The organism is Azospirillum canadense, from assembly GCF_025961225.1.
Taxonomy (GTDB): domain Bacteria; phylum Pseudomonadota; class Alphaproteobacteria; order Azospirillales; family Azospirillaceae; genus Azospirillum; species Azospirillum canadense.
On the sequence record NZ_JAOQNG010000010.1, the window covers coordinates 1,069,241 to 1,088,835 of the forward strand.

22 protein-coding genes and 1 tRNA gene are annotated in these 19,595 nt (G+C 65.1%); 17 read left to right on the top strand and 6 right to left on the bottom strand.

Annotated features, from left to right (window positions below; genetic code table 11):
- Positions 1–103: 103 nt before the first annotated feature.
- On the bottom strand, positions 104–562 hold the full coding sequence (locus M2351_RS40770; RefSeq protein WP_264661666.1) for a hypothetical protein: 459 nt from the start codon (positions 560–562) through the stop codon (positions 104–106).
- A gap of 175 nt (positions 563–737) precedes the next feature.
- Between M2351_RS40770 and M2351_RS40775 the strand changes: the two genes are divergently transcribed.
- From M2351_RS40775 to M2351_RS40835, 13 genes are all read left to right on the top strand, one after another.
- A complete protein-coding gene (locus M2351_RS40775; RefSeq protein ID WP_264654291.1) occupies positions 738–1,937 on the top strand; it encodes an IS256 family transposase in 1,200 nt (399 codons plus the stop codon).
- A gap of 657 nt (positions 1,938–2,594) precedes the next feature.
- Complete coding sequence (locus tag M2351_RS40780; protein ID WP_264661667.1) at positions 2,595–3,374, top strand: LexA family transcriptional regulator; 780 nt, start codon at positions 2,595–2,597, stop codon at positions 3,372–3,374.
- Between the two features lie 598 nt (positions 3,375–3,972).
- Positions 3,973–4,200, top strand: coding sequence for a hypothetical protein (locus M2351_RS40785; protein WP_264661668.1), 228 nt, complete (start codon positions 3,973–3,975; stop codon positions 4,198–4,200).
- A gap of 124 nt (positions 4,201–4,324) precedes the next feature.
- The gene (istA, locus tag M2351_RS40790) at positions 4,325–5,851 is read left to right on the top strand and encodes an IS21 family transposase (protein ID WP_264658936.1); all 1,527 of its coding nucleotides are present in this window, start codon (positions 4,325–4,327) and stop codon (positions 5,849–5,851) included.
- Positions 5,848–6,624 (top strand): IS21-like element helper ATPase IstB, encoded by a 777-nt coding sequence (gene istB / locus M2351_RS40795; RefSeq protein WP_264658937.1) that lies wholly within the window; start codon positions 5,848–5,850, stop codon positions 6,622–6,624. Before istA ends, istB begins: the two co-directional genes overlap by 4 nt.
- Before the next feature lie 56 nt (positions 6,625–6,680).
- Positions 6,681–7,289 (top strand): plasmid pRiA4b ORF-3 family protein, encoded by a 609-nt coding sequence (locus tag M2351_RS40800; RefSeq protein WP_264658938.1) that lies wholly within the window; start codon positions 6,681–6,683, stop codon positions 7,287–7,289.
- A gap of 51 nt (positions 7,290–7,340) precedes the next feature.
- Positions 7,341–7,700 (top strand): hypothetical protein, encoded by a 360-nt coding sequence (locus M2351_RS40805; protein ID WP_264661669.1) that lies wholly within the window; start codon positions 7,341–7,343, stop codon positions 7,698–7,700.
- Entirely contained in the window at positions 7,700–7,888 is a 189-nt protein-coding gene (locus M2351_RS40810; RefSeq protein WP_264660901.1) for a hypothetical protein, read from the top strand. Before M2351_RS40805 ends, M2351_RS40810 begins: the two co-directional genes overlap by 1 nt.
- A gap of 320 nt (positions 7,889–8,208) precedes the next feature.
- A complete protein-coding gene (locus M2351_RS40815) occupies positions 8,209–8,880 on the top strand; it encodes a hypothetical protein (protein WP_264661670.1) in 672 nt (223 codons plus the stop codon).
- A gap of 5 nt (positions 8,881–8,885) precedes the next feature.
- The gene (locus M2351_RS40820; RefSeq protein ID WP_264661671.1) at positions 8,886–9,125 is read left to right on the top strand and encodes a hypothetical protein; all 240 of its coding nucleotides are present in this window, start codon (positions 8,886–8,888) and stop codon (positions 9,123–9,125) included.
- Positions 9,122–10,114, top strand: a complete 993-nt coding sequence (locus M2351_RS40825) for a hypothetical protein (protein WP_264661672.1) — start codon at positions 9,122–9,124, stop codon at positions 10,112–10,114. The genes M2351_RS40820 and M2351_RS40825 overlap by 4 nt, the downstream gene beginning before the upstream one ends.
- A 5-nt stretch (positions 10,115–10,119) precedes the next feature.
- Positions 10,120–11,469, top strand: a complete 1,350-nt coding sequence (locus tag M2351_RS40830) for a recombinase RecT (protein ID WP_264661673.1) — start codon at positions 10,120–10,122, stop codon at positions 11,467–11,469.
- Positions 11,469–11,678, top strand: a complete 210-nt coding sequence (locus tag M2351_RS40835) for a hypothetical protein (protein ID WP_264661674.1) — start codon at positions 11,469–11,471, stop codon at positions 11,676–11,678. Before M2351_RS40830 ends, M2351_RS40835 begins: the two co-directional genes overlap by 1 nt.
- A 58-nt stretch (positions 11,679–11,736) precedes the next feature.
- Here M2351_RS40835 and M2351_RS40840 read toward each other — a convergent pair whose 3' ends face one another.
- The gene (locus M2351_RS40840) at positions 11,737–12,027 is read right to left on the bottom strand and encodes a hypothetical protein (RefSeq protein ID WP_264661675.1); all 291 of its coding nucleotides are present in this window, start codon (positions 12,025–12,027) and stop codon (positions 11,737–11,739) included.
- A 28-nt stretch (positions 12,028–12,055) separates the two neighbouring features.
- On the opposite strand from M2351_RS40840, the gene M2351_RS40845 reads away from it, so the two are divergent.
- Both M2351_RS40845 and M2351_RS40850 read left to right on the top strand, forming a co-directional pair.
- Entirely contained in the window at positions 12,056–13,309 is a 1,254-nt protein-coding gene (locus M2351_RS40845) for a hypothetical protein (RefSeq protein ID WP_264661676.1), read from the top strand.
- Complete coding sequence (locus M2351_RS40850; RefSeq protein ID WP_264661677.1) at positions 13,293–13,946, top strand: HNH endonuclease; 654 nt, start codon at positions 13,293–13,295, stop codon at positions 13,944–13,946. Before M2351_RS40845 ends, M2351_RS40850 begins: the two co-directional genes overlap by 17 nt.
- A 320-nt stretch (positions 13,947–14,266) precedes the next feature.
- On the opposite strand, the gene M2351_RS40855 is transcribed toward M2351_RS40850, so the two are convergent.
- Positions 14,267–14,458, bottom strand: a complete 192-nt coding sequence (locus M2351_RS40855; protein ID WP_264661678.1) for a hypothetical protein — start codon at positions 14,456–14,458, stop codon at positions 14,267–14,269.
- Between the two features lie 446 nt (positions 14,459–14,904).
- Between M2351_RS40855 and M2351_RS40860 the strand changes: the two genes are divergently transcribed.
- Positions 14,905–15,978: a site-specific integrase gene (locus M2351_RS40860; protein WP_264661679.1), complete on the top strand. Its 1,074-nt coding sequence runs from the start codon at positions 14,905–14,907 to the stop codon at positions 15,976–15,978.
- A gap of 20 nt (positions 15,979–15,998) precedes the next feature.
- On the opposite strand, the gene M2351_RS40865 is transcribed toward M2351_RS40860, so the two are convergent.
- Positions 15,999–16,092 (bottom strand) — tRNA-Ser (locus M2351_RS40865).
- Between the two features lie 234 nt (positions 16,093–16,326).
- On the opposite strand from M2351_RS40865, the gene M2351_RS40870 reads away from it, so the two are divergent.
- Positions 16,327–16,563, top strand: a complete 237-nt coding sequence (locus M2351_RS40870) for a hypothetical protein (protein WP_264661680.1) — start codon at positions 16,327–16,329, stop codon at positions 16,561–16,563.
- Positions 16,564–16,587: 24 nt separating this feature from the next.
- Here M2351_RS40870 and M2351_RS40875 read toward each other — a convergent pair whose 3' ends face one another.
- On the bottom strand, positions 16,588–18,009 hold the full coding sequence (locus M2351_RS40875) for a PAS domain-containing sensor histidine kinase (RefSeq protein WP_264661681.1): 1,422 nt from the start codon (positions 18,007–18,009) through the stop codon (positions 16,588–16,590).
- Positions 18,010–18,143: 134 nt separating this feature from the next.
- Positions 18,144–19,595: an Asp-tRNA(Asn)/Glu-tRNA(Gln) amidotransferase subunit GatB gene (gatB, locus tag M2351_RS40880; RefSeq protein WP_264661682.1), complete on the bottom strand. Its 1,452-nt coding sequence runs from the start codon at positions 19,593–19,595 to the stop codon at positions 18,144–18,146.

Below are 19,595 nucleotides of genomic sequence, written 5' to 3' on the forward strand. Positions count from 1 at the left end.
CTGTCTCAGCCGGTTCGGTGATCCAATCGCTGTCCCGGTCGAAGTCCTTACGGCTCGGGGGAATCCAGCGCAGGCGGGTCGCAGGTCGGGCAGGTGCAGGCGCTCATTCCCCCACTCTCCCTGCGCGGCGTGCGTTGACGTGACCGATCAGCTTCATGGCGAGGTCGAGGGCCTTAGCCTGCCAGATCGGGTCCTCGACGTGGTCGATCCGGCCGTCGGCCAGCATGTCGGCGAGGTCGCGCAGCGCGCTGACCAGCTCGGCGTTCATGCGGAACACGTCCGGATCGCCGGCCCCGGTCGGGCGGGCCTGATAGCCGACCAGCGCCAGCATCTCATTGAGGATGCGGTCGCCGCCGTCGGGCAGCAGGAACATGCGCAGGAAGACATCGAGCTGCGGGGCACGTTCGCCCTGCACGTAGCTGTCCATCGTGCGGTGGTCGACGTCGAGGATCTCCGCCGCCTCCTTCACGGAGTAGGTCATCCCGCGCCCGATCCGCTGCCGCAGCAGGCGAGACAGCTTGGCCTTGACCAGATCGGTGGTGATATCGCGAACTTTCAGCACGGTATTGCTACTCCGGATCGCGTCCCACCGCGTGGTGTCTGAGGCGTGAGGCTGGCCCGCCGGAGCGCTCCCCCATAGCTGGCGCAGGCGGGCCGGCCGTTCGGGAGCGGCGGTCACCGTGTTCTTCGGCTAAGTTGAGGTTGCTTAACGACCATCAACCAAGACGGAGACCACGATGACCGAGGACAGGATCGCTCTTCAGGAGCTGATTGGGAAGAGCGCCGATGCCGACTTTCTGCGCGAGATGGTCGGCTTCGCCGCCCAGCGCCTGATGGAGCTGGAGGTGGAGAGCCTGTGCGGCGCCGGGTATGGCGAACGCAGCGAGGACCGCCAGACCAAGCGCAACGGCTACCGGGAGCGGACCTGGGAGACGCGCGCCGGGGCCATCGACCTGCGCATCCCCAAGCTGCGGCGCGGCTCCTACTTCCCGGCCTTCCTGGAGCCGCGCCGCACCGCGGAGAAGGCGCTAATCGCGGTGATTCAGGAGGCCTACGTGCAGGGCATCTCGACGCGCAACGTCGATGATCTAGTCAAGGCGATGGGCATGACCGGCATCTCCAAGAGCCAGGTCAGCCGCCTGTGCCAGGACATCGACGAGCGCGTGCAGGCGTTCCTGAACCGGCCGCTGGAAGGCGACTGGCCCTTTGTGTGGCTGGATGCGACCTACGTGAAAGTGCGCCAGGACGGCCGCATCGTCTCGCTCGCCGCCATACTGGCCATCGGCGTCAACAGCGATGGCCGGCGCGAGGTGCTGGGGCTCGGCCTCGGGCTGTCGGAAGCCGAGACCTTCTGGACCGATTTCCTGCGCACCCTCACCCGCCGGGGCCTACGCGGCGTAAAGCTGGTGATCGCCGATGCGCATCTCGGGCTGAAGGCCGCCGCTTCCAAGGTGCTGGGCGCCACACTTCAACGCTGTCGTGTTCATTGCATGAGGAATCTCCTCGCCTGCGTCGGCAAGGCGCACCAGACGATGGTCGCGGCCACCATTCGCACCGCCTTTGCCCAGGAGACCGCTGAGGCGGCGCATGAGCAGTGGCGCCGGGTGGCCGACAGCCTGCGGCCGCGCTTTTCCAAGCTGGCGGCGCTGATGGACGAGGCGGAGTTCGACGTGCTGGCCTACATGAAGTACCCCAAGGACCTGCGCACCAAATTGCACAGCACGAATCCTCTGGAGCGGCTGAATGGCGAGATCAAGCGGCGCACCAACGTCGTCGGCATCTTCCCTGGCGAAGGGGCGGTTGTGCGCCTCGTCGGCGCCTTGCTGCTGGAGCAGCATGATGAATGGGCGGTGGCCCGGCGCTACATGACCATGGAAAGCCTGGCCGAGCTGTGCCACCCTCACACCCCTGATCCGCTGTCCATCGCAGCGGAGTAGACCGGCGGCCTCAACCCGCCGAAGAGCACAGAGGCCCCCTCAGACACCACGCCTCGGGGCACGATCCTACTCCGAATAAGCGAGGCTTAAGGCATGAGACAGACGCCCCATGCCCGCCCCGATGTGTCAGGCTCCAAGCGCGATCGCGGCCAGCAGGGCGATGCCGAGCAGGACCACGCGGAAGTGATGGGCGCTGCTGCGCCAGGGGTAGCCGGCATCGCCGAATGCCTAAGCGACGGCGCGGCGCGCGGCGGCGTAGGCTTGACACGGGCGCGAAACCTGGGAGTTTGCGCCCAGCTTCGACCGACGCTCTTCATGGGGATGGTTCCGCGCGATCGGCATGGCGCGGCTGCGGCTTATGCCGCCCCCTGTTCGGGTTGGGCGTCTTGGCCTGATAACCGCTTGCGGCGTGGAGCCGGAGGTGCCCCCCGCTTCCTCTCGAGATACATTTCGAGCTTGCGGAGCGTATCGGCGCGCGGGTTCCAATCGTCCGAGTGCAGCCCCCGAAGAGTGTTAACCCCCAAACCGGCTTCGCGAGCGAGCGTGGCGGGCTTCGTCAGCTTCGCGAAAGCCCGCACACGACGAATGATATCATCAACGTGCGCCATGCCCTCATTTAATCACATAATGCTGTGAGTTACAAGCGGATATCACATAATGATGTTATCACATGCCGGTGTGATGCACGCTATCATCCCGTCGATGAGTGATCTGGCCGAAAAGCGGCGAGCAGCGCTACGCCGGTACATGGAACAGCACGGCCTCAAGCCGTCGAGCTGGGCGAAGGCCGCTGGGCTGAGCGTCAATGCGCTGAACAACTTCCTGAACGGCTCGACCCAATCTCTCAGCCAGGGCACGCTGGAAAAGCTCTCCGCCGAACGCGGCGAGCCCATCTCTGCGATTATCGGCGACCCAGTTGTAGGAACGGGTGGGTTTATGGTTGCTGCGAAGGCGGAAGTCGAGCGCCGCCCCGCACCCGCCTCAGCACCGATGGCTCAACAACCAAGGGCAGAAGGGCTCGTCGGAGACAAGGATCTGCCTGTCTACGCCAGCGCTCAGGGCGGCTCTGGGATGATGCTTATCAGTTACGAACCGATTGAGTGGGTCAAACGGCCAGAACCATTATTTGGTGTTCCAAAAGGCTTCGCAGTCTATGTGGTCGGTGATTCGATGATCCCCGCCTACGAACAGGGCGACAACATCTTAGTCCACCCGACTAAGCCGCCCCTTCCTGGGGACGATGTGCTGGTGGTGCTGGGCGCCATTGAGGACGGCATGCACGAAGCTATGGTCAAACGTCTTGTTCGGATGGACAGTCGCCGACTCAAGCTGCGTCAGTGGAACCCTCCACCAGGAGAAGAACAGGAGTTCGATGTCGATCGTGTTGATGTGGTTGGTGTGCACTTGATCGTAGGCAAGTACAACAAGCGGCGTTAAGTAGCCCCATGCAAAAGCCCGCCCAAGAAGGCGGGCTTTTCCGTGATCTACTTCAAGCTGCCAGCTCCGGAACGTCCCCCAGTCGGGCTACGAACACCGGCTCTTCATAGTCACCAGCGTCTTCGTCCCCACCTGTCCTCACGACGTCGACGCCAACGATCCGCCCTCCAGCTGCCAGCATTCTTTCCGCCCTGAGTTGAGCGGCCTCAGCACTCGCAACCCTTACTGCCGAGTCGGGCTGCAAACCGCCTTTTCGGCCGCGGATGTAGGGCTGGCAAACGAAAAACGTCTCTAATGGCACCGCTTACCTCCGTTTTGTTCTCTTTACGTTCTCTCACTCAACCTCCCTCCTGTCAAGGCGTTCCATCGGCAGTGCGTCGGAAAATCACATGATCATGTGAATGCAGCCTTGACTACACTCACAGCTGTATGTGATGTTTGTCGCACACCACCCCCTCCTGGGGCACTCCATCTCCTACGGATCGGGCGGTGCGGCACCTCCAAATCGGCGGTGCTCAGTCTCCTCCCTGATCTCGGCCGGAGCGCGGCTCACGCAGCTCCGGCCCCTCTCGGGGAGAAGGACAGACGGGAGGGATGGATGCAAGAACACCGAGAGCGCACGGACGGCTTGGCCGACCAACGCCGCAACGTGCGGATCGCCGCGCGCTTTCACCGCCAGGAGGCGCTCCGCTGCTTCGACAAGGGGCTGACGCACCCGGGCCGCAGGCATGAGCTGATCGCCGACCGCCTGGAAGCCGCCGGCACGCCGCTGCCCATCGACGTGCTGACGCCGCCGCCGGCCCAGCCCCGCCGGAGGGCCGCGTGATGAACCTGGCGCCGCTCAACTCCCCGTTGCACAGCGCCAATTACACTGACCGCCTAACGACGATTGGAATGGCCGGTTGACGGTTGCGTCATCAGCCTGTCCCCGCAATTGCGGGGACAGGCTGATGACGGGAGCACGGATCACCGACCGGCAGGTCAGGCGGTACATGGACGAGCGCAGGCGAGGACAGACCCAAGTCGGGGCCGCAGCAAAGGCCGGGTTCAGCGAACGAACGGCGCGGCGGATCGACACTGACCCGGTTCTGCCCAGCCAACGGTCGTGTGAACGAACCTGGCGCACGCGGGATGACCCCTTCACTGGCGTCTGGGAGGAAGAGCTGGTCCCCGTTTTGCGATCCGTGCCGCACATCCGGGCGACGACGCTGCTGGAGGAACTCCAGCGGCGCCATCCCAGCGCCTACCCGGACCGCCTGCTGCGGTCCCTGCAGCGACGGGTCGCTCGGTGGCGGGCGACGGAAGGCCCGGAGCGGGAATTGATTTTCCGCCAGGAGCACCCGCCTGGGCATCAGGCCCTCTCCGATTTCACCGAGGCCGCCAGCCTCGGCGTCACCATCGACGGCGCTCCTTTCGATCACCTCCTCTATCATTTCTGGCTGGCCTACAGCGGCTGGGAGTTCGTCAAGGTCGTCCAGGGTGGCGAGAGCTTCACGGCGCTCACCGAGGGGCTCCAGGAGGCGCTTTGGCAGCTCGGTGGCGTGCCCCACACCCACCGCACCGACCGGCTGTCCGCCGCCTACCGCAATCTCGCCAGCGAAGACGATGAGGCTGCCGATTACGCAGCCTTCTGCCGCCATTACGCCATGGCCCCGACCCGCAACAACTGCGGCGTCGCCCACGAGAACGGCAGTGTCGAAGCGGCGCATGGCCATCTCAAAACGGCACTGCGCGAGGCTCTCGACCTGCGCGGCTCGCGCGATTTCTCCGATCTGGCCGCCTACCAGGCTTTTCTGCAGGACACCGTCGCCCGCAAGAATGCCCGCCGGCGCAAGGCCCTGGAGGTCGAGCTGCCGGAGCTGAAGCCGCTGCCCCGACACCGCACCACCGATTTCTCCACCACCACCGTCACCGTGGTCCGGACCGGCTCCATTTCCGTGCGCAAGGTGCTCTACACCGTGCCATCCCGGCTCGTGGGATGCCGGCTCAAGGTGCATATCTACGATGATCGGCTCGTCTGCTGGCTGGGCACCACCCAGGTGCTGACGCTCCCCCGCAAGCATCCCAAAGGCAAGCGGCGCGATCGCGTCGTCGATTACCGCCACTTGGCCGCTTCACTGGTGCGCAAGCCGCAGGCGTTCCGCCGTTCGGTGTTCCGCGAGGAGCTCTTCCCACGCCCCGCCTTTCGTCGCGCCTGGGAGGTCCTCGACGACGGCCTCGACGATCGCAAGGCCTGTCGCGTCTATGTCGGCCTGCTGCACCTGGCCGCCACCGGCGCTTGTGAGGCCGCTCTGGCCGACCATCTCGATGCCGTGCTCGACCGCGGCGAATTGCCCGACCTTGAAACCGCCCGGGCCGCCGTAGCCCCACCCCAGCCGGCGGCGATCCCGCTGATCGCCGTGCCGCTGCCCGACTTGGCGGGATACGACCGTCTCCTGCGGCCGGCGCCTCCCACCCCCGATCCGGAGCCGACATGACCGACATCGACGCCACCAAGCTGCCGGTGATGCTCTCGTCTCTGCGCCTGCCGACGATCAGCCGCTTATGGCCGGGCTTCGCCGAGCGGGCGGATCGGGAAGGCTGGGGCGCCGCCCGTTTTCTGGCCGTTCTGTGCGAGCACGAATTGGCTGAGCGCACCGAGCGGCGCATCGCCCGCCACATGGCCGAGTCGGACCTGCCGGAGGGCAAGACGCTGGCCACCTTCGACTTCGCCGCCGTGCCGACCCTCCGCAAACCGCATGTCGAGGCGTTGGGGCATGGCGACGGCTGGATCGAGCGTGGCGCCAATGTGCTGATCTTCGGCCCCAGCGGCGTCGGCAAGACGCATATCGCGTCCGCCATTGGCACGGCGCTCATCGAAGGCGGACGGCGCGTCCTGTTCACCCGCACCACCGACCTTGTGCAAAAGCTCCAGGCCGCGCGGCGTGATCTGGCCTTGCCCGGCCTGCTCAGCCGGCTCGACCGCTTCGACGGCCTGATCCTCGATGACCTCGGCTACGTCCGTAAGGACCAAGCGGAAACGGCGGTGCTGTTTGAATTGATTGCCGAACGCTACGAGCGGCGCAGCTTGATCTTGACCTGTAACCAGCCCTTCAGCGCCTGGAACGCGATCTTTCCCGATCCCGCGATGACCGTAGCCGCGATTGACCGGCTGGTGCACCACGCCATCATCCTGGAGCTGAACACGGAAAGTTATCGCCGGCGCTCCGCTATGGCCGCGGCCCAGAGCGCGATGAGTCCCGAGGGGTAATTGACGCCGCAACGGCGTAATTGTCGCCGGGCGCGCATGCCGGCATGATGGCGGGCATGTTCGAGCCCCCGACCATCGCCCAGCTGAAGATCACGATCCTGGACATCGAGCCGCCGGTCTGGCGGCGGCTGCTGGTGCCGCGGCGGACCACGCTGGGCGAGTTGCACCACATCATCCAAGCCGCGTTCGGGTGGCTGGACTACCACCTGCATCAGTTCGAGATCGGCGGCCTGCGCTTTGGCGCTCCCGACATGCTCAACGCGGATGCCTTCGATGACGACGCCCAGGCTCTGCCGGAGGACGATGTGCGCCTGTTCGACTTCCTGCCCAATCCGCCGCCGTTCATCTACCTCTATGACTTCGGCGACGATTGGCATCACCGCATCGAGGCCGAAACGTTGCGGCTGCCCGAGACCGATCGCAAATACCCCGCCTGCATTGATGGTGCGCGCTCACGGCCACCGGAAGATGTCGGGGGTGTCTACGGCTACGCCGATTTCCTGGAAGCTTTTCACGACCCGAGCCACCCCGAACATGCCGATATGAGACGCTGGGCCGGACGTGCGTTCCATCCCGAAAAATTCGACCTCGCGAAAACCGATCGTGCTGTCCGCTCCGCTGTGCGTGCCGCGAAACGACGCGCTGCACTGATGCGCTACGAGTGATCAGCCCCGACCGGACAGGCCATCGTAGTTGACGCCTGCCGGACGTCGAAATTGTCGTTGCACACCCCGTCCAGCCAGGACACCTGGGCCGCCTACCTGTTCCTGATCGCCACGGTGAAGGGGCCGATGGAAGTGGACTTTGGCAACGCCCGCCGTGCCTTCGGTATCCACCGGGACGAGGACGGCTGGAATCTCACGCACCTGCCGAACGGCGCGCTGATCGGCGTGGCGCCCAGCTTCGCCGACGCGACGCGCGCCGCCGACGGGATCGAGTGCGCCTGGGACTGGTCGATTGTGGGCGTGCCGGAGGCCGCCGAGTTGGCGGTGATCAAGGAGGCGCTGCGGTCCTACGGAGTGGAGCATCCGGCCGACCGGCCGGCGTGGAAGCCCTCCCTGGAGCTCGCCGCCTGATGGACACGCCTTCCGTATACCACGTCGGGCCCTTCGCCACGACGGACCTTGAGCCGACCCGCGGCTGGTACGTCAGCCGCCTGACCGACGACGGCGAGCCCAACGGCCCCTTCGTCACCCGCGAGCGGGCAGAAGCGTGGCTCGAGGAGGCCCTGCACGGCCTAACGCTCGATCGGCGGTGCGCCTGATGTTTGCCGCCCACGAACTCCTCATCGTCACCGCCGTCTGGCTGGGCGCCTCTGTCGGCTGGCTGGCGCTGGTCCCGCCCGCGCACTGACCGCGGCTGAAACCTCCATACCACGCGTTCACGCGCTCCGGCCGGCATGGGTGATCCCAGCCGGCTTGAGGCATCAGAGAGAGCCGTGGCGCGTCAGCCCAGCCGCGAAAACTGCGCAGCGCGCAGGACCAATGGCGGGGCGTGTGGCCGGCATCGGCGCCTGAGATAGAAGGCCGGCTCTCTCGCCCCTCTTCGCCCGGCCGCCAGAGCCGATCACCCCCGGAAGACGCGATGAACCTGATCGCCATGCCCACCCGCCCCGCCGCTCCGCCCATGACCGTCGAGGAACTGGAGCGGATGGACGACCACGCCCACACCAGCGGCCGGGTCCGCCAGTTGGAGTTGGCCAACCACACGCCCCTGCCCTCCGATCCACGGGGCATGGTGAACCGCTGGCGCCGGCGCGCCGAGCAGCACCGCAACACCGCCCGCATGCTGGTCGGCATCCTGCGCTTCCTGAAGCTGCACCCCGAGGCGCACACGGTTCGCGACGGGGGCTGCGATTGGACGGAGCAATCCGCCCGCAAGGAACTCGCCTACCAGCGCGACCGCCACCGCCAGTGCTGCGGGCAGCTCGGCGGATGGTTGCCCCAGTCGGTGGCCACGGCGCCTGGGCCCGGGCCCGTCGTCCAACCGGCACTCGGCTCTCATGTCCGTCAACTCGGCGCGCGGGAGCTGTCCCTCGTCATCGATGTCTGGGATCCCGAGCGGGACGTGTACATCGCCAGCGTCTACGACGAGACCCGCGTCATCGACACCGCCCTGATCGACCGGGCCCGCGCCGCCTTCCTGCTGAACGATGCCCGCCGCTGGCTGCTGGTCACGCCCGAGGTTGCCAAGACCTGGTTCACCGACGCGCTGAACCGCTCCCGGTGGCTGCGCCAGCTGGCGGCCGCGGAGTGATGGGCATGGCCTCGCCCTACACCGTCACCGAATCGGACGAGACCGCCTACGGCAGCCTGATCCTGCTGCACGGCCGCGCGCTGCTGATCACCGGCATCAACGCCGACCACCACGCCCCGCACAACCGGCTCGCTCCCCTCATGGTCGGCGTGCTGGAGCGCCTCACCCCGGCCGAGCAGGCCGAACTCGACCAGATCGTCGGCGCCCACGAGGAGCGCTGGAGCCAGGAGCCCCACACGCGATGAACGCCATCCTCCCCAAGTCCCATGACGACTGGCACGAGCTGCGCGCCCAGCACATCGGCGGGTCGGAGATCGCCAGCCTCTTCTACCTGTGGCAGCTCGCTAACGGGCAGCTGGCCTACCTGCACATGTTCGAGATGCCGCCCGCCGGCGCCACCATGCTGGGCTGCGTGTCCCGCCACACCACCGGCTTCCGGCTCTACCACCAGAAGGCTGAGATCCTGCCGCCGGAGGATCTGGACGGAAATGAGCGCATCCGGCTCGGCCGCTGCCTGGAGGCCGGCATCGCCGAGGCTGCCCGCGACAAGTGGGCACCCTGGCCGCTGCGCAAGGTGCACCGCTACCTGCGCCACGCCACCGTGCCCGGCATGGGCGCCAGCCGGGACTTCGAGGTGCACGAGCCCGGCCTGCCACCGGTCGAGATCAAGAACGTCGACTATCTCGTCTTCAGGGATCTCTGGCAGGCCAAGGGCGACGACATCGAGGCGCCGCCGATCGACATCACGCTGCAGCTCCAACACCAGATTGCCTGCGAGCGCATCCAGGCGCCCTATGGCTGGATCATCGCCTGCGTCGGGGGGAGCAGCCTGAAGCGCGGCCGGATCGAGCGGCACGAGCCGACCATCGCCAAGATCGAGCAGGCCGTCGCCGCCTTCTGGGCGGCCATCGCCGCCGGCACACCGCCGCTCGACGTCGCTGACTTCGACACGGTGGCCGACCTCTCGCTGCTGGGTGCCGGGGTGCGCTCGGCGCCGCTGGACCTGACCATGGACAACCGGCTGCCGACGCTGTGTGCCCGGCTTCTGAAGACGCAGTCCATCCGCAAGCGGGCCGAGAGCGCCGAGAGCCGCGTGAAAGCCGAGATCGCCACCAAGCTCGGCGCCGCGCCGGAGACGATTCGCGCCAAGGCCGCCGGATTCAACATCACCTGGGTCTACGTGAACGGCAAGAACGGGCCGCATCGCGGGGCCATGACGATTCGCGAGGTTTGATCCCCATGAGCACGAACACCGGAACCGCTGTCGCCCAGCGAGACCCCGTGAAGGAGCTGCAGGCCGACTTGTCCAAGGAGGCGGTGAAGGCGCAGTTTTCCGTCGCGCTGCCCAGCCACATCACGCCCGACAAGTTCGCCCGCGTGGTGATGACCGCCGCTGCGAAGAATCCCGACCTCGCCCAGGCCGATCGGCGGTCCCTCTTCAACTCCTGCCTGGAGGCAGCTGCCGATGGCCTGATGCCCAATGGCAAGGAGGCCGCCTTGGTAATCTTCAATACCAAGGAGAAGCAGGGCGGCAGGGAGGTCTGGATCAAGAAGGTCCAGTACATGCCGATGGTGCGCGGGCTGCGGAAGCTCGCAATGAACAGCGGCCAGATCAAGCGGCTCGACGCCTACGTCGTCCACAAGAACGACGAGTTCGACTACCAGCTTGGGTTCGAGGCCAACATCCATCACAAGCCGCCCACCCTCGATATGGACCGCGGGCCGGCCATCGGCGCCTATTCTATCGCCATCACGGACGACGACGAGAAGCACGTCGAGGTGATGAGCTTCAAGGAGATCGAGAAGGTCAGGTCTGTCAGCCGGTCGAAGGATTCCGGTCCGTGGAAGGATTGGTGGGGCGAGATGGCCCGCAAGACTGTCCTGCGCCGGCTGATGAAGTCCCTCCCGCTGTCCGAGGAGCTGGAGCGCGTCATCGAGCGGGACGACGCGATGCACGCCGCGGACGAACGCCGTCAGGCCGGTCCTTCCATCTCCGCCGTCAACTCCGCCCAGCAGCTCGCCAGCTTCAGCATCGCCCCGGCGCTGGAGCACGAGGTATCCGACGCGGGCGGCACCTGGGAACCGCCCCAGCAGACCTACGCCCTGGTGACGCTCGATGGCGAGGTGAAGGAGTTCACCAGCAGCGCCGAATGGCTCGCCCGCTTCGAGGCCGCGCTGCAGGGCGCCGCTGACCCGGCCAAGCTGTGGGAGCTGAACAGCGACGCCGCCGAGTGGGCCGCCGACATGACCGAAGGTGGGGACGACACGCTGGCCCGCCTGCGCCAAGCTTACCTGCCCAAGCCGGAGGTCGAGCAGGGCAAGCCGGAGCAGGCCGGACAGCCGGATGCCACCTCCGCGGCCCAGGGTGACACCGCCGCGCCGGCCGGCGACGAGTGGGCAGATGAGGCTGCGGAGCTTCAGCGCATCGGCAGCACCTGCCAGACCTTCGGCCAGTGGACTGCCTTCCTCGACGACCACGCCGACCGGATCACCGCGGTGATCGCCGCGAACGGTGGGACGCACGCTGCCGCCTGGCGCGAATTCGCCCAGGGCCGGACGGCCAGCTTCCAGGCCAAGGGGAAGAAGTGATGGCCGGCCGCAATACTCGTTCCCGCGGCATGGTTCGGGCGCTCAAGGCGCCCGACCTCTACCCGTTGCGTCGACAGACGGAGGATTTGCGTCGTGCCGTGAAGGACGTCGAGGCGTTCGGTCGCAACCCGGAAGCGTTCGACCCAGCGTCCTATCTGGCGCGGCTAGACGCGCAAGAGCACCCAGGGGGAGTGTATGATGGAATGTAATTGTGCCTTCGTCACACACCAGAATCCACTGGGAGAAAGTCGGGCATGCGGCCTGCCCTTATTCCCCTCTCTGCGCCTGCCGTTTGTCGACACCGTTCAGCAGTTCAGCCCAATGACCGGCCTGCTCTTCGTCAGCAAGGGTGAGAAATCCGCCTTTAACGGGGACATACCCGCCTGTGCTGTGATCGATCACAGTCCAAGAGAGTCCGTCCTCACTCAAGCCGACAGCATAGCGGGGTATGTCGTGTTGCGTCATGGGCGTACTAATGCCGAAAATGCTGCGCTGCAGCAAGATGAACAGAAGGTTAGTGGCATGACCGCATGCGCCGCCAAGGAAGGTGCCGCCCACTCCACATTCTCCGCCAACGAGCCCAGTCATGGCGCGTGACATCCCTATCACCTGCAGCGTGTCGATGGTTCGCGCGCTCCTCGACGGACCGAAAACGCAGACGCGCCGATCCACTCTTTCAATTCACGTTGGCAACCGGGCCAATGCCGACCTGTGCAAGGAAGCGAACCAGGTCAACCGCCACAGCATGGTCGATCCCGCGAGCCATTACGCGCCGAAAATGAGGCTCAGCGTTCACACAGCTGTCGTCGGCTCGTTGAAACACAGCCCACGCATCACCGAAACGCGCGATTTCGTATCGTACGGACATACCAGGGGTTCAGCCTCTTGGAATACAACTGTAATATTTTCTCGGCGCATCCCAGAAGAAAACCAACACATGGCGTTTTTTGATACGGCAGTTGTTGGAACAGACTTCCGATGTGTCTTCCGCTTCACGGGCAAGCAAACCGCCTTGTGGTGTTCCCTCAAAAATATCTGGTATTTTATTAGAGATGTTGATCACCGTCCATCCGTTACCCCGTTTGTCAGCCTTTATCTCGTGGCAGCTCCTCATGGGATCAGAATGGCCTTTTGCGGCAGCGCAGAACACAGCGAAGACGAAGCATGCGCCGACCCGGAAGGACAAGCTTATGTACCTAAGGTTGAAGGAGGAAAGAGGGCCCGCATAAACACATGCGGCTATCCCGTGAGTAACTCCCATCGCCGCTTAGGGCTCGGCCGAGCGCTGGAGACCCAAGTCACGTTCGGAGCGGTGACGAAGACTGGGCCGCAGGGTTGGGGCGGCAACGAAGCGACCGGGGCCGAGCCGCTGGACACAATCTATCGCGACGGGTTGATGCAGCCGTTGCTGGAGAGGTGCGCCAAGCATGACGCCAGCAGCGTCTTCAGTGCAGACAGCGGAGGGTCTGCACTGACAGGTGAATTCATGAGCTTCAGTGCCGTTTCACCATTCAGTCATTCAATGAACCTTGCCCTGCCCAACCAAAACTTCGTTGAGCATTTCAGCGGCAGCAGCAGCATAGTCCCTGTCCAAACCAATCAACGGCCAGGATCGGTATTGAACATACATGCGCTCTTTCCGATCAAAAACGCTCCAGGTATTTCCATCATCATCAGCTCGTATGATGAAACGAAGCCTCCTACGTGCAGACATGCTTGCACCTCTCAGCGCTCGACGGCGTCGAAGCCTAATCTAACGCCGAAAGCCACTCTAGAGTGTGATTTGGCTCTCATCATCGTCAATTCGGCGGAGGTAGGCTCGAATGCCCATCCGACCTGAGCAGCGCGCTCTCTATCCGAAGGACTGGCGGGCGATCAGTCTGCGTATCCGGACCGAGCGGGCCGGCGGACGTTGCGAGTTCTGCAAGGAGGCCATCAACGGACAGCTGCACCCCGTGACCGGCTCCAAGGTCGTGCTGACGGTTGCCCATCTGAACCACGATCCGACTGACTGCCGAGACGAGAACTTGGCCGCCATGTGCCAGAAATGCCATCTCACCTACGATGCGGCCTTGCACCGGGAGAACGCCGCCCGAACCCGTTGCGGGCGGCTCGCCCAGCTTAACTTGCTCGGCATGTTGAGCGTCGGCCTGGTGTGCTCAGGGCAGATTGGCAATAGGCCCGATACCCATTCGCTTAAGAAAATCGGCGAGTTTGATAGCCTCGTGCAATTCCATGCCGTAGGCCACCAGTCGCCCACAATAGGGCTGGCACCGAGGAGCATTTCCGTCTCCAAACTGGATGACTGCCCAAGCCTCACCAATGTGAACGACTTCAAACCGCACCGTCATGGCGCGGTCAGCCTAGGCCCCCTCAGCGCTCCCAACCAACCTCTCAGAGGGCAAGCAAGACGTTCGCGTGGCAGCATAGGCAAGGTGGCAGCGAAAACGGTCAAAAAGCCGGAGGAGCAGCTGTGAACGTACCCTGCTGCACCTTCCGGCTGTCCGTCCTTTGTCTGACGCTACACCCGGCGACGTCCTCCACCGATCCTGTCGACTCGCGGCGGATGTCGGCGCTTGTACCAACTCGTGTGCGGGCAGTACCGGCCGGAAACGTCCAGATCGAAGTCGAGCTGCACCGTCGGGGCATTTTCCTGGTCGGCATGCTTAGAGAGGTTCACCTTGGGCAAGGACCCGTTCCATCGCACTCTGGTGCTGGCCGTGTGCGCCCTTCTCGGCGCGATCTTCCTCGTGGCCATCGCGAGTGCGCCACCAACCGGACCAGTAGCAGCGCAGCGTCAGGGGTGGTTTGCCACGAACCCAACGCCAGTGCGTTCAAGGAATTGGATCAGGGTGATCGCCTTGACCAGGTTGATGTCGTAGGCGAGCAATCGCCTCAGATGCGGGCGGACAATACCCCGATCGTCCACCGCCTCTTGAACCACCGCCCAGGTGGCGCCCAGCCGAACAATTTCGTACCGGAACCTCATAGCGGGTTCCCATCGAAATCACATGGCGGCACCAGCGTAGAACCGCGCAACACGCAATGCCAATTGCCCAGCGGAGGAGGCCTCTCGCTCCTGGGCATCATAGGCGTTTCGTCCGCCAAGGATGGTCGCTGCGCCGGCCCACCGCCCCTGCCCCACTTGGTGGGCGGCGGTCACGGCGGATACCGCTGCTCCCGGTGTAGCCGGCCACCGGCGCAGATTCGGGAGAATGAAGGCACCCACCGAACCGAACAGGAGGCAACGTAGATGAGCCAGCCCCAGGCCGAACGCATCGGTGCGCCGGAGGCTGCCCGCATCTCGGGCCTTTCCCTCCGCACCATTCAACACCGCGCCGCCGACATTCCCGGCGCTGCTAAGCTCTTCGGGCGCTGGACCTTCGACATCGAACGGCTTCGGCGCTGGATCAACGATCAAGAGGCACAAACGAAATGCCATCCAACCTTTACAAGCGCGGCGCCGTCTGGTGGGCCCGCATACAGGCCGGCGGGTCCGAGCACCGACGATCTCTACGCACGTCTGATCGGAAGGAAGCCCAGAAACGACTCGACCAGCTCAAGAAGGAGATCACCGCCGCCGTCCACTTCGGCGAATCACGGCTAAGCTGGAAGGCCGCCGTGGTCCGCTACCTCACCGAGGTCGGCCCGAACGCGGTCAAGCCCGCGACCTTGAAGCGCTATACCGTCAGCCTGGGTCAGGTGGGGCCGTATCTCGAATCGCTTTACGTCGACCAGATCGGCCGGAAGACAATTTCCGGTCTGGTGTCGGCCCGCAGCAAGGCCGGCACCAGCAACGCCACCATCAATCGGGACCTGACCGCGGTGTCCGCCGTTCTCGGTGCCGCGGTCGAATGGGGAGTGTGCGAATCGAATCCCGCGCGCGACTACAATCGACGGCTGACCCGTGAACGCCGCGAATCGATCCACCCGCCGGCGAGCGCCGACGTCGAGGCCGTCGTCACACGTTGCCCCGGCATGTTCGCCAGCATGGTTCGATTCCTCGCCCACTCCGGTTGCCGCCAGGAGGAGGCCGCTGGGCTCACTTGGGGGCAGGTCAACCTCAAGGCCGGCACGGTCACGTTCCTGAAGACGAAGACCAGCCGGCCGCGGACGATCCGCCTGGAACCGGAGACCGTGGCGATGTTGACCGCGCTGCCCCGCTTCCTCGGCTCTGACGCGGTGTTCTGGCACGGCGAGGGAAGCCGCTACCTGAACGTGGCGTCCCGCTTCAGGGAGATGGTGCGGTCGGCACAGAAGTCGGCACAGCAGGCCGGCACATTGTTCCGCCCCTTCCGCTGCCACGATCTGCGGCACGGCTTCGCGATTCGGGCGCTTCAGAACGGTTGGGACATCTACACGCTGTCCAAGCACCTGGGGCACAGCAGCGTGAAGACCACAGAGATTTATCTGGGGTACGTCCCGAACGGGGTCGGCACAAAAACCGGCACACCTATAACGGTTCCGTCTGGGTTGCAGCCCCAGGAAACCGCCAATTCAGCCAGCTAAGTATCTGAAGGGAAAGGGAATGGCGGAGGGGATGGGATTCGAACCCACGATAGGAGTTTAAGCTCCTATAACGGTTTAGCAAACCGCCGCCTTCAGCCTCTCGGCCACCCCTCCTACCGGGTCGGCGCTTGTGGGCGCCGCTGGCGTTCGTGCGTTCTAACGATCCGGCGGGGGCCTGTCAACGCTTACGCAGCAAAAAACGCATTTGCTCAAATCTGTGCTTACGCAGCAAAAAACGCATTTGCTCAAATCTGTGGAAAATACTTATAAAATTTTATGTATTTTTTATCCAGATTGGTCTATGGTGGCACCATAAGCGATGAGAAATCTCCGGAGTAGGAGGACGCCATGGGCCTGTCGCGCCGCTGCACTGAAACGCTGATCGATCTGGTCGAGATCAAGCTGAGCTGCCTGGAGGTCACAGACCGCGAGGACCTGAAGGAAAAGGAGCTTCTGATGCGCTGCGTCCAGGAGCTGAACGCCGAACTGCGCGGCGAAAATGGCGCTCTGGCCGCCTTCGCGGCGCCGAAGCGCCGCGGCCGCCGACCCAAGCACCTGCAGTACCAGGACCTCCACGTCGCGTGACCGGGCAACCGGGCCCCGCCTCCCCTACGCCGCCGGACGCACCGCGGCCCCTGCCAAGCCGGCCCCAACAACACCGGCCTCCATCGCACCAGTTGCCGGCGGCGGCACCGCGCGCGGCAGCCGCAGCGTGAAACGGGTGCCCTGCCCGACTGCGGGCGCCGGTGTCGATTGCACCGACACCGTCCCGCGCAGCACGCCTGTCACCGTGCTGTGCACGATGTGCAGGCCCAGGCCCGAGCCCCCCTGCCCGCGCTTCGTCGTGAAGAAGGGCTCGAAAATCTTCGGCAGGTTCTCCAGAGGGACGCCGCAGCCGTCGTCGGCGAAGTCCAGCACCACCCAGTCGTCGCCCTCCGGACACGCGGTGATTCGAATAGTCCCGGCCTCCCCTTCCTGGTAGGCGTGCAGGACGGCGTTGATGACCAGGTTGGTCAGCACCTGCCCAAGCGCGCCGGGGACGCCGTCCATCGACACACCATCCGGGCACGTCACCTCCACGCCCAGCCGCGTGCGCTTCAGGCGCGGGCGGAGCGCGAACAGCACCTCGTCGATGGTCGTCTTCAGGTCGAAGACCCGCCGCTCGCCCGATGCCTGGTCCACGGCCACCTGCTTGAAGTTCTGCACCAGCGCCGCCGCCCGCCGGATGTTGGCGTCCAGCAGCCCGGCGCATTCCGCCATCGTGTCCAGATAGTCGGCAAGGCCGGTCTTCTTCAGCGTGCCGCCCGTGAAATGGTCGCGCACGGTCCGCGTCTGCTCGGCGATGTGGGTGGAAGCGGTCAGGCCGATGCCGATGGGCGTGTTGATCTCGTGCGCCACGCCGGCCACCAGTTGCCCCAGCGACGCCATCGCCTCCGCCTGGACCAGGCTTTCCTGCGCGGCGCGCAACTCGGCCAGCGCGTGCTCCGCCTCCTCCTTGGCGGCGACCACGGCGGCTTCCGCAGCCTTGCGGTCGGTGATGTCGGTCATGATGCCGAGGTAGCGCACGGCGCGCCCGTCTGCGTCCCGGATGGCCCGCCCCTTGGCGGCGATCCAGACCCAGCCGCCGTCCTCGCGGCGCATGCGGTAATCATAGACGTAGGTCGTCGTGTCGCCGCGCAGGTGCGCGCCAATGGTGGCCAGCACGCGCTCGCGGTCGGAGGGGTGCAGCCGCGCCTCCCAGAAGTCGCGGGGCATCGCTGGCGTTTCGGCGAATCCGAGAAGGCGTGGAAAGCCGTCCGACCACCAGCAGGTGCCGTTCACGACGTCGGCGTCCCAGGCGGCGGCGTTCGTCGCGTCGAACGCCATCTCCAGCCGCTCCGCCAAGTCGCGGCGGTCGGCGTCGGCTTTGCGCAAAGCGTTCAAGTCATGGGACCGGCCGGAGCGCCACCCGATGACGGCTCCACCGGCCGCCCCCGCAAGGATGCCGGCGCACAGAGCCACAAGCGCAACGAACAGCCCGCATTCAATCATGAAGCCCCCCGCCGGCCTCCACTGGAGCCCGGCGGGAGAGCAAAATCAATGATTATATCGTCGCGTTCCTCCGAAAGGAGGATCGCACCCGGTACTTTCAGGCAAGCCGCCGGTTCAACCCGGCGGCGGCCTGCTCAGCCCTTCAGTTTCTTGGTCAGGATCTCGTTGACCAGAGCCGGGTTGGCCTTGCCCTGGGTGGCCTTCATCACTTGGCCGACGAAGAAGCCGAACAGCTTGTCCTTGCCCGACCGGAACTCCGCCACCTTGTCGGCGTTGGCGGCCAGGACCGCGTCGATCGACCCCTCGATGGCGCCGGTGTCGGTGACCTGGCGCAGCCCCTTCTTCTCAACGATGTCGGCGGCCTTCTCACCGGTTTCGAACATCGCCTCGAACACCTCCTTGGCGATTCGGCCGGAGATGGTGTTGTCGGCGATCAGGTCGATCAGGCCGCCGAGGTTCTCCGCCGAAACGGGGCTCTCCTCGATTTCCTTGCCGGCCTTGTTCAGGTAGCCGAACAGCTCGCCGGTGACCCAGTTGGCGGCCAGCTTGGGGTCGCGTCCCTTGGCGACGGACTCGTAGAAATCCGCCCGCGCCTTTTCCGACACCAGCACGTTGGCGTCGTAGGGCGACAGCTTGTAGTCGGCGATGAAGCGCGCCTTCTTGTCGTCCGGCAGCTCCGGCAGGGTCTTTTTGATGTCCTCGACCCACTCCGGGTCCAGCTCCAGCGGCAGCAGGTCCGGATCGGGGAAGTAGCGGTAGTCGTGCGCCTCTTCCTTGGAGCGCATGGAGCGGGTCACGAACTTCGTCGTGTCCCACAGACGCGTCTCCTGGTCGATCTTGCCGCCTTCCTCGATGATCTCGATCTGGCGGCGCGCCTCATACTCGATCGCCTGCATGACGAAGCGGATCGAGTTGACGTTCTTGATCTCGCAGCGCGTGCCGAACGGCTCGCCCGGCTTGCGCACCGACACGTTGACGTCGCAGCGCATGGAGCCTTCCTCCATGTTGCCGTCGCAGGTGCCAAGGTAGCGCAGGATGGAGCGCAGCTTGCGCACATAGGCGCCGGCTTCCTCCGCGCTGCGCATGTCCGGCTCCGACACGATCTCCATCAGCGCCACACCCGACCGATTCAGGTCGATGTAGGTCTTGGCGGGGTGCTGGTCGTGCAGCGACTTGCCGGCGTCCTGCTCCAGATGCAGGCGGGTGACGCCGACCGTGCGGGAGGAGCCGTCCGGCAGGTCCAACACGATCTCGCCCTTGCCGACGATCGGCTGCTGGAACTGGCTGATCTGATAGCCTTGCGGCAGGTCGGCGTAGAAGTAGTTCTTGCGGTCGAACACCGACTGCAGGTTGATCTGCGCCTTCAGCCCAAGGCCGGTGCGCACGGCCTGCTCGATGCAATGCTCGTTGATGACGGGCAGCATGCCGGGGAAGGCGGCGTCGACGAAGCTGACCTGGCTGTTCGGCTCCGCGCCGAACTCGGTCGCGGCGCCGGAGAACAGCTTGGCGTTCGAAATGACCTGGGCGTGGACCTCCAGCCCGATCACGATTTCCCAATCGCCCGTTTCGCCCTGAATGTACGACAT

Excerpts from the sequence above, each read along its gene's own strand:
- M2351_RS40815 (WP_264661670.1), top strand. The coding sequence starts at position 8,209 with ATGAACCTGATCGCCATGCCCACCCGCCCCGCCGCTCCGCCCATGACC.
- M2351_RS40830 (WP_264661673.1), top strand. The coding sequence starts at position 10,120 with ATGAGCACGAACACCGGAACCGCTGTCGCCCAGCGAGACCCCGTGAAG.
- M2351_RS40875 (WP_264661681.1), bottom strand. The coding sequence starts at position 18,009 with ATGATTGAATGCGGGCTGTTCGTTGCGCTTGTGGCTCTGTGCGCCGGC.
- M2351_RS40860 (WP_264661679.1), top strand. The coding sequence starts at position 14,905 with ATGCCATCCAACCTTTACAAGCGCGGCGCCGTCTGGTGGGCCCGCATA.
- gatB (WP_264661682.1), bottom strand. The coding sequence starts at position 19,595 with ATGTCGTACATTCAGGGCGAAACGGGCGATTGGGAAATCGTGATCGGG.
- M2351_RS40870 (WP_264661680.1), top strand. The coding sequence starts at position 16,327 with ATGGGCCTGTCGCGCCGCTGCACTGAAACGCTGATCGATCTGGTCGAG.
- M2351_RS40785 (WP_264661668.1), top strand. The coding sequence starts at position 3,973 with ATGCAAGAACACCGAGAGCGCACGGACGGCTTGGCCGACCAACGCCGC.
- M2351_RS40820 (WP_264661671.1), top strand. The coding sequence starts at position 8,886 with ATGGCCTCGCCCTACACCGTCACCGAATCGGACGAGACCGCCTACGGC.
- M2351_RS40850 (WP_264661677.1), top strand. The coding sequence starts at position 13,293 with ATGCCCATCCGACCTGAGCAGCGCGCTCTCTATCCGAAGGACTGGCGG.
- M2351_RS40835 (WP_264661674.1), top strand. The coding sequence starts at position 11,469 with ATGGCCGGCCGCAATACTCGTTCCCGCGGCATGGTTCGGGCGCTCAAG.
- istB (WP_264658937.1), top strand. The coding sequence starts at position 5,848 with ATGACCGACATCGACGCCACCAAGCTGCCGGTGATGCTCTCGTCTCTG.
- M2351_RS40780 (WP_264661667.1), top strand. The coding sequence starts at position 2,595 with ATGATGTTATCACATGCCGGTGTGATGCACGCTATCATCCCGTCGATG.
- M2351_RS40855 (WP_264661678.1), bottom strand. The coding sequence starts at position 14,458 with ATGAGGTTCCGGTACGAAATTGTTCGGCTGGGCGCCACCTGGGCGGTG.
- istA (WP_264658936.1), top strand. The coding sequence starts at position 4,325 with ATGACGGGAGCACGGATCACCGACCGGCAGGTCAGGCGGTACATGGAC.
- M2351_RS40845 (WP_264661676.1), top strand. The coding sequence starts at position 12,056 with ATGGCGCGTGACATCCCTATCACCTGCAGCGTGTCGATGGTTCGCGCG.
- M2351_RS40775 (WP_264654291.1), top strand. The coding sequence starts at position 738 with ATGACCGAGGACAGGATCGCTCTTCAGGAGCTGATTGGGAAGAGCGCC.
- M2351_RS40825 (WP_264661672.1), top strand. The coding sequence starts at position 9,122 with ATGAACGCCATCCTCCCCAAGTCCCATGACGACTGGCACGAGCTGCGC.
- M2351_RS40800 (WP_264658938.1), top strand. The coding sequence starts at position 6,681 with ATGTTCGAGCCCCCGACCATCGCCCAGCTGAAGATCACGATCCTGGAC.
- M2351_RS40810 (WP_264660901.1), top strand. The coding sequence starts at position 7,700 with ATGGACACGCCTTCCGTATACCACGTCGGGCCCTTCGCCACGACGGAC.